General features: G+C 28.1%; 13 protein-coding genes and 2 pseudogenes. 10 read left to right on the top strand and 5 right to left on the bottom strand.

Annotation, left to right across the window (positions count from 1 at the left end; all coding sequences use genetic code 11):
* The first annotated feature begins 8 nt into the window (after positions 1-8).
* Positions 9-2,099, top strand: coding sequence for a 5-histidylcysteine sulfoxide synthase (gene ovoA / locus ACH5BF_RS01475; protein WP_423272216.1), 2,091 nt, complete (start codon positions 9-11; stop codon positions 2,097-2,099).
* A gap of 56 nt (positions 2,100-2,155) precedes the next feature.
* On the opposite strand, the gene ACH5BF_RS01480 is transcribed toward ovoA, so the two are convergent.
* Both ACH5BF_RS01480 and ACH5BF_RS01485 read right to left on the bottom strand, forming a co-directional pair.
* Positions 2,156-2,776, bottom strand: coding sequence for a hypothetical protein (locus tag ACH5BF_RS01480; RefSeq protein ID WP_423272217.1), 621 nt, complete (start codon positions 2,774-2,776; stop codon positions 2,156-2,158).
* 86 nt (positions 2,777-2,862) lie between these two features.
* Positions 2,863-3,672, bottom strand: a complete 810-nt coding sequence (locus ACH5BF_RS01485) for a hypothetical protein (protein ID WP_423272218.1) — start codon at positions 3,670-3,672, stop codon at positions 2,863-2,865.
* Between the two features lie 147 nt (positions 3,673-3,819).
* Between ACH5BF_RS01485 and ACH5BF_RS01490 the strand changes: the two genes are divergently transcribed.
* The 5 genes and pseudogenes from ACH5BF_RS01490 to ACH5BF_RS01510 all read left to right on the top strand — a co-directional run.
* Positions 3,820-4,989, top strand: a complete 1,170-nt coding sequence (locus ACH5BF_RS01490) for a ComEC/Rec2 family competence protein (RefSeq protein WP_423272220.1) — start codon at positions 3,820-3,822, stop codon at positions 4,987-4,989.
* Between the two features lie 34 nt (positions 4,990-5,023).
* The gene (locus ACH5BF_RS01495) at positions 5,024-6,148 is read left to right on the top strand and encodes a metallophosphoesterase family protein (RefSeq protein ID WP_423272221.1); all 1,125 of its coding nucleotides are present in this window, start codon (positions 5,024-5,026) and stop codon (positions 6,146-6,148) included.
* Complete coding sequence (locus tag ACH5BF_RS01500; RefSeq protein WP_423272222.1) at positions 6,135-8,504, top strand: AAA family ATPase; 2,370 nt, start codon at positions 6,135-6,137, stop codon at positions 8,502-8,504. The genes ACH5BF_RS01495 and ACH5BF_RS01500 overlap by 14 nt, the downstream gene beginning before the upstream one ends.
* A 166-nt stretch (positions 8,505-8,670) precedes the next feature.
* Positions 8,671-9,177, top strand: a pseudogene (locus ACH5BF_RS01505) (hypothetical protein); the annotation flags it as partial.
* Between the two features lie 228 nt (positions 9,178-9,405).
* Positions 9,406-10,035 (top strand): annotated as a pseudogene (locus ACH5BF_RS01510) (HD-GYP domain-containing protein); the annotation flags it as partial.
* 4 nt (positions 10,036-10,039) lie between these two features.
* Here ACH5BF_RS01510 and aat read toward each other — a convergent pair.
* Both aat and ACH5BF_RS01520 read right to left on the bottom strand, forming a co-directional pair.
* Positions 10,040-10,705 carry a leucyl/phenylalanyl-tRNA--protein transferase gene (gene aat, locus ACH5BF_RS01515; protein ID WP_423272223.1) on the bottom strand — a complete coding sequence of 222 codons (666 nt, stop codon included), beginning with the start codon at positions 10,703-10,705 and terminating at the stop codon, positions 10,040-10,042.
* A 5-nt stretch (positions 10,706-10,710) separates the two neighbouring features.
* On the bottom strand, positions 10,711-10,878 hold the full coding sequence (locus ACH5BF_RS01520; RefSeq protein WP_423272224.1) for a hypothetical protein: 168 nt from the start codon (positions 10,876-10,878) through the stop codon (positions 10,711-10,713).
* 119 nt (positions 10,879-10,997) lie between these two features.
* Between ACH5BF_RS01520 and ACH5BF_RS01525 the strand changes: the two genes are divergently transcribed.
* The 4 genes from ACH5BF_RS01525 (at position 10,998) to ACH5BF_RS01540 (ending at position 16,377) form a co-directional block, all read left to right on the top strand.
* A complete protein-coding gene (locus ACH5BF_RS01525; protein WP_423272225.1) occupies positions 10,998-11,762 on the top strand; it encodes an ion transporter in 765 nt (254 codons plus the stop codon).
* Positions 11,755-13,194 carry a dGTPase gene (gene dgt, locus ACH5BF_RS01530; protein WP_423272227.1) on the top strand — a complete coding sequence of 480 codons (1,440 nt, stop codon included), beginning with the start codon at positions 11,755-11,757 and terminating at the stop codon, positions 13,192-13,194. The genes ACH5BF_RS01525 and dgt overlap by 8 nt, the downstream gene beginning before the upstream one ends.
* A 317-nt stretch (positions 13,195-13,511) precedes the next feature.
* Complete coding sequence (locus ACH5BF_RS01535; RefSeq protein ID WP_423272229.1) at positions 13,512-15,269, top strand: sensor domain-containing diguanylate cyclase; 1,758 nt, start codon at positions 13,512-13,514, stop codon at positions 15,267-15,269.
* On the top strand, positions 15,247-16,377 hold the full coding sequence (locus tag ACH5BF_RS01540; protein ID WP_423272230.1) for a glycerate kinase: 1,131 nt from the start codon (positions 15,247-15,249) through the stop codon (positions 16,375-16,377). The genes ACH5BF_RS01535 and ACH5BF_RS01540 overlap by 23 nt, the downstream gene beginning before the upstream one ends.
* A gap of 27 nt (positions 16,378-16,404) precedes the next feature.
* On the opposite strand, the gene ACH5BF_RS01545 is transcribed toward ACH5BF_RS01540, so the two are convergent.
* Positions 16,405-17,742, bottom strand: coding sequence for a sodium-dependent transporter (locus ACH5BF_RS01545; RefSeq protein ID WP_423272231.1), 1,338 nt, complete (start codon positions 17,740-17,742; stop codon positions 16,405-16,407).
* Between the last annotated feature and the right edge of the window lie 79 nt (positions 17,743-17,821).

Genomic DNA, 17,821 nt, shown 5'->3' on the forward strand with positions numbered 1-17,821 from the left:
GGAAAAGAATGGATTATATAAGGAATACTATTGATTTAACCCAGGGTTCTGTGGAAGAAAAAAGAGAAGAGATTAAAAACTATTTTCTTCAAACATATGAATTAGATGAGAAGTTGTTTGACTTACTAAAAGATGATAAAAGTATTTATGAACAACCAAATAGACTTAGACATCCACTGATTTTCTATTATGGACACACTGCTACATTTTTTGTAAACAAACTAGTTCTTGCAAATATCTTACCTAATAGAGTAAACAAAGAGTATGAATCTATCTTTGCTATTGGTGTTGATGAGATGTCATGGGATGACTTGGAATCAAAACACTACACATGGCCAACTTTCGAAGAAACAAAAGCTTACAGAGATAAAGTAAAACAAATCGTTTTAGACTTAATAGATACTATCGAGTTTACTATGCCTATCAACTGGGAATCTCCTATGTGGATTATTATGATGGGGATTGAACATGAAAATATTCATATTGAAACTTCATCTGTACTTTTAAGAGAACTCAAAATCAAACATATGAGTGATGATGAACTTTTTGAGTACAAAAATGAAGAAAGCCATGACTATCCAACAAATGAGTTAGTTGAAGTAAAAGGTGGGGAAGTAGTTCTTGAAAAAGATAGACAAAACCCTGTTTATTATGGTTGGGACAATGAGTTTTCATATCATAAAGCAAACATCAAAGACTTCAAAGCTTCAAAATACTTAGTATCAAATGGGGAGTTTTTAGAGTTTGTAAAAGAGGGTGGATATAATAAACCTGAACTATTTAGTGAAGAAGGAAAAGAGTGGTTAGACTTCTCTCAAGCTAAACATCCTACTTTTTGGGTAAAAAAAGAGGGTAGATACTATCTTAGAGAAATAAATAGGGTTATACCTTTACCTTTAAACTATCCAGTTGATGTAAATGTTTATGAAGCAGAAGCCTTCTGTAAATACCTAAGTATTAAACTTGGATATGAAGTAAGACTTCCAAGTGAAGATGAATACTACAGACTTTATGACTACACAAATGCAGGACAAAAAGAAGCAAATATCGGACTTAAACAGTTTAATCAATCTCCTGTAGATAAGTATAAGTTTGATGAGTTTTATGACGTGAGAGGAAATGTTTGGCAGTGGAGCATAACTCCTACATATCCATTTGATGATTTCCAAACACATCCTATTTATGATGACTTTACTACTCCTACTTTTGATGATAGACATGCACTTATGAAAGGTGGGTCTTTTATCTCTTTAGGAAATGAAACTTTAAAGAGTGCAAGATATGCTTTTAGAAAGCACTTCTTCCAACATGCAGGATTTAGATATGTACAATCTGACAATGAATACAGAACAAAACTAAATGATAATGTATATGAAACAGATGATTTAATCTCTCAGTATTGTGAGTTCCACTATGGTGGTGAGAACTTTGGAGTTAAAAACTTCCCTAAAAACTCTGTGGACTTAATCAAGCCTTATTTAGATGGTGTAGATACAAAAAGAGCTATGGACTTAGGTTGTAGTGTAGGTAGAAGTACTTTTGAATTAGCAAAAACTTTTGATGAAGTTTTAGGTATTGACTTTAGTGCAAACTTTATCAATGTAGGTGTAAAGCTTAAAAAGTATGATTCACTTGTATTTAAAGTAAAAACAGAGGGTGAGCTTTTTGATGAAAAAAGCGTATCTTTAAAAGAGTTTGATTTAGAAGATACAAAAGAAAGAGTTACATTTATGCAAGGTGATGCTTGTAATCTAAAAGACTTATATACAGGGTATGATTTAATCTTCTGTTCAAACTTAATAGATAGATTATACTATCCTCAAAAGTTCTTAGATGATGTACCAAATAGAGTAAATGACAATGGACTTTTAGTACTACTTTCACCATATACATGGCTAGAAGAGTACACACCAAAGAAAAACTGGCTAGGTGGATATATCAAAGACAACAAAGAAGTAAAAACTCTTGATACACTAAAAGAAAACTTAGAAGATAGGTTCGAACTACTTGATACTATAGATGTTCCTTTTGTGATAAAAGAAACAAATAGAAAATACCAACACACAGTATCTCAGATGAGTATCTGGAAAAAAAGATAGGAAGTTTTCCTGTCTTTTTATAATATATGACATAAAAATTAGTGTTTATTTTTACTCTACTGCTTCAAAGCTTGTAAAAGTTCAAGCTCTTCATGATTTTTTCTAAGCTCATTAACTTGTGTTTCATTTATAGTTTTACTAAGTTCATCGATGTTACTTTGGGCTTTTTCTATTCTTTTTTGGAAACCTAATATATCTAAAGATACACTTTTTCTTGTGTCTGATTTGTTCTCTTTTGAAATATTATTTACATGAGAGTCTTCCATGTCTATTACAGCTTCACCTTTTGCTCTTTTTTGAAGCTCTTTTATCATAAGTTCTAATCTTGTGATCATAGAATCAATCTCTTTTATTTCATCAGAACTAAGTGGAGGTTTAGACTCTGAAACTTTCTTTTTTATTGCATCAAGAAGTTTTTGAATCATTTCTAACTCTTCAACAGTAAGACCTGTTTTAAATAAAGACATAACATCTTTTACAAGATTGTCTGTAATTTCTTGTTTCTCTTTTTTTGATAGTTGATTGTCATCTTCATTACTGTTTTTTTGTTCACTTGATTTTTGTGCTTCATCTAAATCATTTGCAAAGACAGAGTTTGTAGGGTTTTTCTCTTCGACTACTTCTCTACCTGTAGAGTCATATGAAATATTTTTATTATTATCAAAATTTATTTGCAAAATATAATCCTTGGAATTAATTATTTATTATATTATCATTTGAAAGTTTAGTAGTATATAAAAAAGGAAGATTTCTCTTCCTTTTTTTAGTTATTATAAATAATCATTAAATTTGAATGATCTTTTTTACTTTGTAAGTAACTATTTAATAGTTGTGAGTTTTTTTCATTTTTATTATCAATTGCTAGTATTTCATTCCCTCCAAACTCTAAGGCAAAAGAGAAGTGACTTCTATCTTTTGTAAGTAGGGTATTGTTTTTGAGTGTTCGAAGCTGAAATATTTCATAATATTTTTTAGTTGACTCATGAAGTATTTTATCGTTTAGCTCATCGTTATGTATTTCATGCCACATTATCATAGTAGGAATACTTGCTAATGCTAAAGACATTTTTTCATCACCAAGTTTTTCAATATATAGTTTTTCAAAAAAGTCATCAAGATTATCTTTTGACCAGTTTTTTATCTCTTTTATTTGAGATAAAACCTCATCATCTATTAGGTTAAACTCATTTAAAATAAGCATTGAGTACGGTATATCTTTCTCTTCTAAAAGATTTGTATTTAGAAAGTTTTCATAAGACTCATATCCAAGTCTTGCTTTTTTCTTCGAAGAGGGTATATAAAAAGACCAACATTTTCTTTCATGGTTATCACTTAGTAAACCTTTTTTTGTTTTTATGATGTAAGTGATATTTTTTGCTTCTTCACTTAATGGTATAGTGATTTCTGCTCTGTACAAATAGCCAAACTTTAGATTTCCAAGTCTTTTGGCTTCTACTTGTTTTTCATCAAAAAAAACAGAGTATTCTTGGTTTGTTTTACTTAAAAAACACACAACATATTTATTATCATTTTCTAGGGATAATAAAGGACCTAAAACTAGTTTTTCACTCATATGGGCTCCTTTTTTGTGTTTTGTTAAAGCTAGGATTAAGATTATAACATATAAGTTTGTTTTTGTATAATAATATTTATGGTTATAAATACTTTAAATAAACACTATAATTACATAGTATTGACAACTTTTGTACTATTGGTTTTTTTGATAAATCTTTCAATAGAGTATTCAAAATACCAAGAGTTAATTGATGAAGAGATTTATGAAGCAAAAGTTGAAGTTCAAAATATCTATGAAAAAGAAAATTACAATGTACTAAAATTGAAAAATGTAAATTTTACAATTTTTACAAATTTTGACAAAACTACACAAGTTTCAAAATATGATATTTTAAATTTAGCCTTTATTACTACAAATATTACTTTTTTTGATTTTCTAAAAGGCTTTTATGTAAAGAGTATTTATTTTGATAATCTAGAAAAACAAGAGAACTTTTCCTCAAAGCTTATAAAGTATAGTGCTTCACAACATCATAACGAAATGATAGCTGAGCTATTTTCTGCTTTGTTTTTTGCAAAGCCAATTTCAAAAGAGTTAAGAGAGGTTTGTACCAACTATGGCATTAGTCATCTCATCGCCCTAAGTGGTTTCCACCTTGCAGTTTTAAGCTTCATAATCTATGGTATTATTTACTATCCTTATGCTTTTTTTCATCTAAGATATTTCCCTTATAGAAATAAAAAGTTTGATATACTGCTTATCACTTTAGTTTTACTATTTTTTTACCTCATCTTTACAGGTTTTGTGGCTTCTTTGACAAGAGCTTTTGTGATGATGTCTTTAGGTATTTATCTTCTACGATGTAATATCAAGCTTTTTTCTTTTACTACTTTATTTGTAGTTTTAGCCTTTGTTCTCTCACTATTTCCTAAGTATATATTTTCACTTTCTTTATGGTTTTCTATTTTTGGAGTTTTTTATATCTTTTTATATATACAGTATTTCAAAGACATAAAAAACAAACTTTTACATCTGCTTCTTTTTAACTTTTGGATTTATTTAGCTATGAATCCTTTGGTTCATTATTTTTTTCCTTTGACTACTTATGAGCAAATACTTTCACCTTTTATAACTATGGCTTTTACTTTATTTTATCCTTTAGAACTTTTTGCTCACATCTTTTCTTTTGGTGGGGTTTTAGATGAGTATATTTTGATGTTTTTATCTTATGAGTTTAAACCCTTTGATAAGATTACAAGCCTTTGGTTTCTTGTATTATTTATGTTTTTTTCTTTTTACTCTATATTTAGTAAAAAGGCTTTTTATTTGTTAAATATTTTATTATTTGCTTTTACTGTGTATTTATATATCTAAGATATAATTTTACAAATCAAAAAAAGGCGAAACTTTGAAGATAGTTCATTTCTCAGATACTCACTTAGGTTACAATGATTTAGATATATTAGATGAAAACAATGTAAACCAAAGAGAAGCAGATTTTTATGATGCATTTACACAAGTAGTAGAGCAGATAAAAGAAATAAAACCTGATTATATAATCCATACAGGAGATTTGTTTCATAGAGCAAGCCCTAGCAATAGAGCTATTACTTTTGCATTAGAGAAGATAAGAGAGATAAGCTCTTTAGATATACCTTTTGTTTTAATAGCAGGAAATCACTCAACACCTAGAACAAATCTAAGTAGTCCTATTTTAAAGATATTTGAAAACTATAAAAACATCTATGTTTCATATAATCAAAAGTATAAGAAAATAGAGTTTGATGATATTGTATTTCATACCTTGCCACATATGAACGATGAGACAATAGCCGAAAACCAAATAGAACTATGTGAGCAAAACATAGATGAAAATAGAAAAAATATCATGATGTTACACTGTAGTGTGGGAGCTTGGTATCTTATGCAAGAGTTCGGAGAGTGGGTATATCCAACTTCAAAAGAGTACATCTTTGAAAAGATGGATTATGTTGCCCTTGGTCATTGGCATGGTTTTGGAAATGTTGGAAAACATGAAAATGTATATTATAGTGGAAGTACTGAAAGAACCAGTCTAAATGACAAAAGAAACTCAAAAGGTTTTGTAGTAGTTACTTTAGAAGAGAAACTTGAAGTAGAGTATAAAGAGATAAATATAAGACCAATTTTATCAAAACAAATAGATTGTACAAACTATGAACAAAGTATAGAAGAGCTTGATACAAGTGATATAAAAGACGCCATTGTAGAAGTAATACTAAAAGATTTGACACCAATGCAATCTATTGATATATCAAATAAAGAAATAAAAGAGCTATTTAGTGAAGCTATGAGTGTAACTATAAAAAGAGAGTTCAAAAAAGATACAAATACACAAGATTTAGAAGAGATAGAAGCCATAAGCCTTGAAGACTTTTTTATAGAGCATATAAAAGAGGATAGTTTAGATGAGATTGAGAGTGATAGACTTAAACTAAAAGTAAAAGAGTTATTTGCTAAGTATGAAGAAGAGGTAAGTGATGATATTAACTAAACTAAAACTAGAAAATTTTAAAAGATATGAGCAGTTTACTTTAGAGTTTAACCAAGGTTTAGTTGGAATAATAGGAAAAAATGGTAGTGGAAAATCTACTATCTTTGAAGCTATCTTCTTTGCTTTATATGGAGAGCTTAAAACAAAAGGTTATAAAGAAGTAGTAAGAAATGCAAACGCAACTTCAAAAGACCCAGTTGTAGTTGAGTTAGAGTTTGAGTATGAAAGTGTTGATTATAGTGTAAGAAGAGAGTTTAGAGGAAAGACCTTAAGTGCTAATGCTAAGTTTTTTAAAGCTGATGAGCTTATAACTTCTGGAGCAAAAGAAGTAACTACCTCTATAGTAAATCTAATCAAGATGAGTAAAGATGCTTTTTTACATACACTATTTGCTTCGCAAAAAGAGCTTACTAGTTTAAGTAGTTTAAAAAACGAAGATAGAAAAAAGATGATTAGAAAACTTCTTGGTTTAGAAAAGATAGATTTTGTAGAAAAAGAACTAATCGAGAAAAGCCGAGAGTTAAAAAGAGAAATAAGTGCTTTTGCTGAGGTTTTGATGCCACAAGATGAGATTGAGCAAAAGAAAAAGCAAAAAGAAGAGTATGAGCTTTTAGAAAAAGAGTTAAAACAAAAGGAAGATATAAAAATAAAAAATCTTGATGAGACAACTTTAAAAAGCCTTGATATTAAAAAAGCTTTAGAAGTACTGCAAGAAACAAAAGATAAAAAACAAGATTTATTCTCTAAATGTGAGCTTTTGAAATCAACTATAAACTCACATATTCAAAACAGCGATAAACTAAAGCAAGAGTTAGAAAACTTGGCTTTAAAACAAAAAGAACTAAAAGGTTTAGAGTCTGTAAAACAAGAGTATACACAACTTCATGAGGCTATTAAAATACAAGAAGAGTTAAAATCTGCAAACATTAAAAAACAGTCTTTACTACAAGAACAAGAGAATTTAAGAGAGCACTATAAAAAATCAAGAGATACTATCTCAAGGTTAGAGCATGAAACATCTTCATATGAGCAAGCCGTTGAGAAACAAAAAAGTATGGAAACAACTTTAGAACAGTTATCTCAAAACATAAAGAAAAATCAACTAGAAACAAATAAGTTAAGCTCACAAATAGCAGGTGAGCAAAAGCTAATAGAAGATATAAATAAAAAGATTGAAAATATTCAGCTTTTAGGAAAAGACTCAGCTTGTCCTACTTGTACTAGACCTTTACTTGAGGAGTATGATTTAGTTTTAAATTCATTGGAGCAAATAGTAAATAAAACTGAAAAAGAAAAAATTGATTCTTTAAAAGAGAAAAAAGAGTTATTAGAGGTTGAGTCAAAAGAGCTTGATGAAACATACAAAAGTTTAAGTGAGGAAAATTTAGAACTTTCAAAAAAGATAAATCTTATGGAAAATCAAAAAAGAGATTTATTAAGTGAAAAAGAGCATTTTGAGAAAGTAAAAGAGCAGGGATTAAAAAACAAAGCTCAACTAGAAAAACTAGAAAATATAAACTATGTAGAAGAAGAACATAACTCTTTACTTGAAAAACAAAAACAGCTAAAACAAAAGTATGAGTATGTATTAAGTTTAGAAGCTATGCTTAAAAGAGTTGATAGTGTAAAAGTAGACTTGGATAAAACAAATGAGAACATAGAAAAATATGAACTTGAATACAATGAAAAAGAGTTAGAATACAAAAGTGTAGCTTATGATGTAAAAGAGCATGAAGAGAAGAAAAAAGAGTATGAGCAGATACTAAAATCAAAAGATGAAATCTCAAATGAATTAAATGATATAAAAGTTCAAGTAGCAACTATCCAAGGGCAAATAAAAACAATAAACCAAACCCTAAATAATAATGAAAAACAGTTGGAAAAATTAGGAACGAAACAAGATGATTTAAGAGATTATGACAAAATCAAAATAAGTCTAGCAGGTTTTAAAACAAAACTAAATGCAAAAGTAGCACCTAGAATCTCTGATATTGCTTCAACAATGTATTCTCAAATCACAAAAGGAAAGTATCAGCATATAGAAGTGTCAAATGATTTTGATTTTTATATTTATGATGAAGGTAAAAAGTATCCTATTGAGAGATTTAGTGGTGGGGAAGTTGATTTAGCAAACTTGGTTTTAAGAATAGCTATTTCAAAAACTCTAACGGAACTAAGTGGAAACACTTCTATTGGATTTTTAGCCTTTGATGAGGTATTTGGAAGTCAAGATGAAAATAGAAGAATAGAAATACTTGAAGCATTTCATACTATAAAAGAACAGTATAGACAAATCTTTTTAATAAGTCATGAAATAGAGATAAAAGAGATGTTTGAGAATATTATTGAACTGTAAAAGGACAAAAGGGATTAAACAATAAAACACAGTACACTAAATATAAACAAAGTTTTATTATAATTTGTAAATATTTCTTTACAAAGGTACTTTTTTGTCACTTTCAAAGCTTACAGTTCAAGACTTATTAGATAAGAAAACAAGGATAATCTTATACTTGTTTTCTTTGTCTTCTTTAGTTTTTTTACAAACATTTTGTACAAGTGTTTGTCCTTTTATTGATGGTTTACAACCAGAAAAACTATTTAGAAATTTATTTATTATCTTTCTTTTACATATTGTTTATAGAGAATTTTTATATTACAAGTTTAAAGATGTAAGAAAAAATATTTCTTTACCAAGACAAGCTTATTATTTAAGTGTTATTTCATGGATTTTTGCAGGAATAACAGCCTTTACTTTGCACAATATACTTTATCCTGATTTTCCAATGTCAAGTCATTTGAAGATTTTATCTAGTTATATTACTTTAGGTGCTGCTATTTTAGCTCAGTTGGAGTATATAATTTTTGAAAAAAGATATAAAAATATATGTAAAGATGTAGAGTATACAATCTTCAATGAAAAATTATCAAGAAGAATTATTGAGACATTTTTAATCTTTACAATTGCTCCTATTTTGACTCTTTTATTAGTTGTAAGAAGATTTAATTTAGATGGTGTAGTCGACAACCATGTGACTTTGGAAGTATTTTATATAGGTTCTTTGATGTTAGTATCGGCTGTTATCTTAGCTATTGTATTTGGTAAAGTTTTAAAAGAAGATACAAATATTATTATAAATAATATAAAGTCTGTTCAAGAAGGAAGTTATACAAATACTAAGATTATTAACAGACCAGATGAATTAGGAGAAATTTCACATGCAATAAAAGATATGTCAACTTCTATTAAAAATGGTATTAATCAAATTGAGTCTTTAAATGATGAGATTACTAATACTCAAAAAGAAGTTATATATACAATGGGTGAGATAGCAGAGACTAGAAGTAAAGAGACAGGAAACCATGTAAAAAGAGTTGCAGAATACTCTAAACTTCTTGCTTTAAAATATGGATTAAGTAATCAAGAAGCAGAACTTTTAAAACTAGCTTCCCCAATGCATGATATAGGAAAAGTTGGTATTCCTGATAATATTTTAAATAAACCAGGGAAATTAACTGCTGATGAGTTTGAGATTATGAAAACCCATGCTACTTTGGGGTATGATATGTTAAAGTACTCCTCAAAACCTATTTTAAAAGCAGCTTCAATTGTGGCTTATTATCACCATGAAAAATATAATGGAAAAGGCTATCCAAGAGGATTAAAAGGTGAAAATATTCATATTTATGGAAGAATCACAGCAATTGCGGATGTATTTGATGCCCTAGGAAGTGACAGAGTTTATAAAAAAGCTTGGGATGATGAGCGAATATTTAATCTTTTTAGAGAAGAAAAGGGCGAACACTTTGATCCTAAATTAGTAGATATTTTCTTTGATAATTTAGATGAGATTTATAAAATAAGAGAGAGTTTTAAAGATGTATAATACTTTAAGCTTTTAAAAGCTTAAAGTACTCTTCTCTTGGTATTTCATATGCACCAAGACTTGCTAGATGGTCATTATGTACTTGACAATCAATTAGTCTTATGTCATTTTCTTGAGCTTGTTTACAAAGGTGATAAAATGCTACTTTTGAAGCATCACTAACTTTAGCGAACATACTCTCTCCACAAAAAACATCATCTATTAAAACACCATATAAACCACCAACGAGTTCATCATCTAAATATGTTTCAATAGAATAAGCATAACCTAGTTTATATAGATTTGTATAGGCTTGTATAAAGTCATCATTTATCCAAGTATCATTTTCATGTTTTCTTTTAACTTGGGCACAGTTTCTCATAACCTCTTCAAAATTTTCATTTGTTTTTACAACAAAGCCTCTGTTTTTTATAGATTTTTTTAAACTCTTTGATACCTTCATTTCATTTGGATAAAGTATCATTCTTTGATTTGGACTATACCAATGAATATGATTATACTCATCTATAAACCAAGGAAAAATTCCATTTGAGTAAGCATTTATCAGTCTTTGCGGATGAAAATCTCCTCCAACAGCTACCAAATCATCTTTCATCATACTTAGTGTTGGAAACTCGTAGTTATCTAAATCTAATAAGTATATTCCATAATGTCTATCAAGTAATTCCATATATTTTAGCACTCATCCTTTTTTGTAGCTGTCCAACCCTCATATTTTGGGTCATTGTTTATTTCATCTATCTCTTTTTGAGTTAAATCTAAATATTTCATCATTTTTCCATCCCAAACTATACAAGGAAATTTTTCTTCTTCTTTAAAAAACTCTTTAATCTTTTCAAACATTTAATATCCTTTAAAAATCCAATTATATATTAGTTTTTTTAAAAAATAATAAACCAAAGTGTAAGTTGGAAGTTGATAAGATAAATAATTACTAAAAATTTAAAATATTAAAGAGTTTAATGAATTTAAAACAAGAACTATATATTATTTTTGAAAACCCTCGAAAACATAAATATGGGACAATTATACAAGTAGCCATATTTTTAAATATTTTCATCAGTATTGCAGTCTTATTCTTACAAACAGAAAAGAGTTTATCAGACTATTTTTCTATATTTAGCACTATAAATTTAGTTAATGTTTTACTATTTACCCTTGAGTATATATTAAGGGTTTACAGTATTACTTATAAGCCTCGACTAACAAGAATAAAGTATGTTTTACGACCTTTTATGATTATTGATTTAATCGCTATTTTGCCATTTTATTTATCTTTATTTAATCTTGACTTTGGGTTTTTAAGAGCTTTAAGAATACTAAGAATTTTTAAACTTTTTAGATTAGCTAAGTTTGGTGAATTTGATAATTTAATAAGCTCTATTATAAAAGAGAAAAAAGAAGAGTTTTTATTTATTACTGTGGTACTTTTTGTACTTCTTTTAACTATTACTCCTTTAGTTTATTACTTTGAAAAAGATGCCCAGCCTGAGGTTTTCACTAGTATGATTACTACCATGTGGTGGGCAGTTATTACTTTTACAACAGTTGGTTATGGTGATATGTATCCCATTACAGTTATGGGAAGAATTTTAACTACAATAGTTAGTTTTTTAGGTATTGCTTTTTATGCAATTCCTGGCAGTATTTTCACTTCTGCTTTATTAGAAAAAATAAATGAAAAAAAATTAAAAAAATATAAAAAACAAAGAGAAGAAAATGATTGATTATAATAAAAAAATTACAACTCATAGACAAATGTATCCAATCTCTGATATAAATAATTCATATGAAAGTGATAGGGGTAGAATTTTATCTGCACCTGCTTTAAGAAGGCTTCAAAAAAAGACACAAGTTTTTCCATTGGAGTTAAACGCAGCAGTTAGAAGTAGACTTACACACTCCCTTGAAGTTTCTCAAACAGCAAGATATATAGCAAAAACTATTATCAAAAAACTTGATAAAAAACATGGTTTAGATGAACTTGGAGATGCTTTTGTATCAACTGCTGAAATGACAAGTCTTCTACATGATATAGGAAATCCTCCTTTTGGACATTTTGCAGAAGTTGCTATAAATGATTGGATGAGAAATAAAGGTGTTAAAATCCTTGATACGATAATAGATACAGTAGAGGAAGACCAAGAGTTTAAAGAGATGCTAGTTGAAGATATCTGTAATTTTGATGGTAATGCCCAAGCTATTAGAGTTGTAACAAAACTTCAAAGACTAAACTTATCATATACACAAATAGCAGCAATTTTAAAATATTCAAGAGCAGCTTATGAAAAAAGACCAGTAAAAGAGCACAAATACAGTTATCTTATGAAAAAGCCTGGATATTATTATTCTGAAAAAGATATTGTAAGTGAAATATGTGATACTTTAGATATTAAAAAAGGTTGTAGGTTTCCTATAACATATATCATGGAAGCAGCTGACGATATTTCTTATTTAAACGCAGATATGGAAGATGCAGTTGATAAAGGTATATTAAAATTTGAAGATATTTATAGACTTATAAAAGAGCATTGTGAGAAAATAGGGGAGACATATTTACATGATTTAGTTGAAGGCTTTTATAAAAAAGCAAAAGAGAATGAAGATGAACCTTATCAATTCAATCTTTTCTTAACACTAACAAGAGCAAAATTAACACATGCACTTGTTGAGCATGTATCAGATATTTATGTGCAAAACCATGAAAAGATATTTAATGGGGAGTTTAATGACGCTTTATTGGAGTTTGACAAAGATAGTAAATATACAAAAGCTATAAATATTTTACAAGAAATATCAATCAAATATATTTATAGTAACAAAGATAAACAAACTTTAGAGCTAAAAGGACATAAGATACTAAGCTCCTTACTTGATATATATACACCTATACTTAAACTATCAAGCGAAGAGTTTTATGAGTTGATTTCAGATAAAAATATTTCATGTTTTATTTCACAGCGGTTAGTAAAACGGTTATCATCAAAACATATAGTTGCCTATAAAAATAGTTTAGATGCTATAAAAAGTGATAAAAATAGTACTAAATATAAGCTAGAAGAGTGGTATTTACGGGCTAGACTGCTTATAGATTATATTTCTGGAATGACAGATGACTTTGCACTAGATGAGTATAAAACATTAAATGCTTTAAAATAACTAACCACTTTTAAGTTACTTTTAAGTTAAAAAGATGTTATAATTACTTTATCCAAAGCAATATGGAGGTGCTAATGACGAAGGATTATCATTCTTAGTATTGTTGTAACAAACTTAAAATAATAAAAATTCACTACACAGTGATTAAGATAAACAAAGACTGTTTATTCTTAAACTTGATACTTAAAAAGGGAAAAGAGGTTCGCGAACTCTTTTCCCTTTTTTTATGCAAAAACTATTTTAATTTGATACCTTTTTGACATATAATATAATTATAATCTGTTATAATTGATTATAAATAAAAAAGGTTTCTTATAATGAATGAAAATAATATCAAGAAATTAATAATATCTATTCCTATTTTTGGTGTTATTTTAACAGCCTTTTTTTTAACTAACATATCAATTAATCAGCTTGAAACCTATTTTGAAAAAGAGAAGAATAAGTTAATTCAAGAAGAGAAGATTAAACTAAAGAATCAAATAAAATCAAGAGTTTTAAATACAATTAATTTATTAGAAAAATCCTATGAACAAATCAATTTAAATGAAAAAAAAGAGATTAAAAGTACTGTTGATATAGCATATAAAATTATTGAAAAGGTATATTTAGAAAATAAAGGTTTATCGAAATCTAAAATAATAGAAAAAATAAAAGAGGATTTAGAATATATAACTTTTTATAAAAACAAAGTTGGCTACTATTTTTTGTTTGACTATAATGGTACTTCACTTATGCACCCTCATAATGGAAAATATGAAGGTAAGAACTTCTTAATTCTTGATGATTTAGCTGCTCAAGATACAATACATCGTTTTTTAACTTTTTTAAAACATAAAGATGAAGGGTTTTTATCATGGAAATGGTTTAAACCAAATGAATCAATAACTAAAGAAAAAATCGGTTACCTTAAAAAATTTAAGCCTTTAGATGTTTTTGTTGGTAGTGCAAAATACGAAGAGGATATATACTTCTCAACAATGAAAAAGTTACAGGAACTGCTTAATATTATAAGCTTTGATAATCAAGGTTATATTTTTGCTTTTGATTATACAGGAGTTACTATTTCACATGCACAAAAAAGTTTGTTAGGAAAAAATAGATGGCATTTAAACTTAGATGGGAAGTATGTAATTCAAGATATTGTTAATGCTGCAAAAAATGATGAAGGTTCTTTTATTGAATATGTGGCTTCTTTCAATCCTATGACAAATAATCCTGCTTCTAAAATATCTTTTGTAAAAAGCTTTGATAAGTTTGATTGGGCAATTGGTACAGGTGTTTATACAAGTTATATTGATAAGAAGATAGAAATAAAACAAAAAGAACTAGAAAAAGAGTTAGAAGAGATGATTGATAAAGTAATCATCTTTTCAGCTGCGATTACTTTTCTAGTGGTAACTATTTTATATTTTTTAATTAATAGAGCTAATAGCATAATTCAAAAATATAAAAACAGTTTAAAATTTTTAAATGAGAACTTAGAAATAAAAGTAAAAAAAAGAACTAAAGAGCTAGAAGATTCACAAGAAGTATTAAAACAAATGGCACAAAAAGATTTTTTAACTAATTTATTTAATAGAAGATATTTAAATTCTGCCTATGAGACTTTAATGCAACTTTCAATAAGAAACAATGAACCTTTTTGTTTAATATTGATTGATATAGATAAATTTAAAAATATCAATGATACATATGGACATGATATTGGAGATGAAGTTTTAGTTCAATTATCAAATATTTTAGTTTCTCAATTTAGAAAAAGTGACATTATTGCAAGAATAGGTGGTGAAGAGTTTGTAATCTTATTTCCTAAAACAAAACTTGATTCAGCATATAAAATAAGTGAAGCTTTAAGGGAAAAAGTAGATAATACTGAGTTTAAAATCGCAGATATTACAATAAACTTTACTATAAGTGTTGGACTTACAATTTTTGATAAATATGAAGATAAGAAACTAAGTTCGGTTTTAAAAAGAGCAGATTGTGCCTTATATGAAGCAAAAAGAAAAGGTAGAAATAAAGTTGTAGTATATAAGCAAAAGGAAGAGAATGAAGATAGTTATAGCACCTGATTCTTATAAAGAAACATTAAAGGCTAGTGAAGTTGCAGATATAATAGAAAGTGGCTTTAAAAAGGTTTTTAAAGACGCAAGTTTTTGCAAAGTCCCATTGGCTGATGGTGGAGAAGGAACAGCAGAAGCTTTAAAAGATGCTACAGATGGACAAGAGTTTAAATGTGAGGTTTTAGATCCTTTAGAAAGAAAGATAAAAACTTCGTATGTGAAATTAGGAAATAGTAATATTGCTGTAATTGAAATGGCAAAAGCAAGTGGATTAGAACTATTATCACAAGATGAGAAAAATCCTTTAGAAACTACTACTTATGGAGTAGGACAATTAATCAAAGATGCTTTTGAAAATGGTATATCAAAATTTATTTTAGGTTTAGGTGGAAGTGCTACAAATGATTGTGGAATAGGAATGCTTCAAGCTTTAGGTGTAAAGTTTTTTGATAAAGATAATCGAGAGTTACCAATAATTAAAGCAAAATATATAGATAAAATTGTTTCTTTTGATATAAAAGCTTTAGAAAAGTATAAGAATATAAGTATCGAAGTTGCTTGTGATGTAAAAAACCCTTTATGTGGTCAAAATGGTGCATCTTTTGTTTTTGGTAAACAAAAAGGTGCAGATGATGAAACAATTAAATTTCTTGATAAAAGTTTAGAAAAGTTTGCAGATTTATGTGAATTAAAATTTGGTATTAAAACAAAAGAGATAGAAGGAACAGGTGCCGCAGGTGGTTTAGGATTTGCTTTGGTTACTTTTTTTAATGCCAAGTTAAAAAGTGGAATCGATATTGTTATTGAAAATGTTGGTCTAGAAAAAGAGATTAAAGATGCTACTTTCGTTATAACAGGTGAGGGCAAAATAGATAGTCAAACAATTTATGGTAAAACACCTATTGGTGTGGCAAAACTTGCAAAAAAATATGATAAAAAAGTTATTGCAATAGCAGGCTGTACTTCAAAAGGCTATGAGCTTGTATATGAGTATGGAATAGATGCTGTTTTTGATGTAACACCAATTTCAATGGATTTTGAAACTATTAAAAAAGAGGCCAAATATAATTTAGAACAAACAGCTTATAATATAGCAAAAGTTTTAAAAATGAATTAATTAAAGGCAGAGAACTGCCTTTAATTTTTAAGCAAGTATTCCTAATTTGTTTAGGAAAAGAATGATAATTGCAATAGGTACAATGTATCTAATTAAGATGAACCATATATTAAATACAGTCTCATTTGTATGTCTTGTAAACTTCTCTTTTAACATTTGTTTATCAACAAAGTAACCTAAGAAAATACAAGTCATAATTGCTGCTAATGGCATCATAATAGATGAAGTCATAAAGTCCATCCAATCAAAGGCATTTTTACCAAAGAATGTAAGTTCTGCACCATAAGCTTTAGACATAGAAAGTAATGCAACGATTCCTAATCCATAAAAAATTGAACCACAAATTATTGTTGCTTTTTTTCTTGAGTAACCAAATCTTTCAATAAAGAATTTAAGTGATGGTTCTATCATTGATACAGCAGAAGTAATACCTGCAAATATTAATGCAATAAAGAAAGAAATAGCAATAACTTGACCTAATAGTCCCCATCCTGAGAAAATCACTGGTAATGAAATAAATACAAGTCCTGGTCCAGCAGCACTTGGAGCACCAGCTTCAAAAAGGAAAGAGAAGATAATAAGTCCTGCAACAATTGCAATAGTAGTATCAACAACAGCAACATAAAATGAAGATTTTACAAAGTTTGCTTCTTTAGGTAAAGATGCAGAATAAGTCATAATCGTACCAACACCAAGTGACAATGTAAAGAAAGCTTGTCCTAATGCTGCTAACAGTGCATCTGAATTGATTTTACTAAAATCTGGAGTAAACATAAATGATACTGCTTGTGAAAATGAATCAAGTGTTAATGCATAGATTAATAAACCAGCTAAGATTAATCCTAAAAGAGGCATTAAAATTAAATTGATTCTTTCAATTCCCGCTTTTACACCTTTTAATACAATGAAAATTACACTTGCTGCAATTAAAGTATGATAAACTATAAGGTTACCAATATCATCACTAATTAGCTTTTCAAAAGCTGCACCAGCTACACTAGCTTCAGTAGGTAGGGTAGAGAAAGATGTGAATACATAATCTAAAATCCATCCTAATACAACAGAGTAAAAAGATAAGATTAAAAGACCACTGATAATCATAAATCCAGCAAATTTCCAATTTTCATTTTTTGACTTAGAAGTCTTTACGAAAGAAGTTGCTACATCTGATTGTGCATTTTGTCCTATAACTGCTTCTGCTAAGAATACAGTTAAACCAATAAAAAGAATTGCTAGAAGGTATACTAGTACAAAAGCACCACCTCCATACTCTCCTGTTACATATGGAAATTTCCAAATATTTCCAAGACCAACAGCTGAACCCGCAGCTGCTAGAATAAATCCTATTCTAGAAAATTTGTTCAAGCTAAACCTTTAAAAAAATTTTCCGTAATTATAGTGAAATTAAATGAAACTTAAATGAAATTAACACAAAATATATAAA

Origin of the sequence: Arcobacter pernae (assembly GCF_049472135.1) — a bacterium.
Classification (GTDB): domain Bacteria; phylum Campylobacterota; class Campylobacteria; order Campylobacterales; family Arcobacteraceae; genus Arcobacter_B.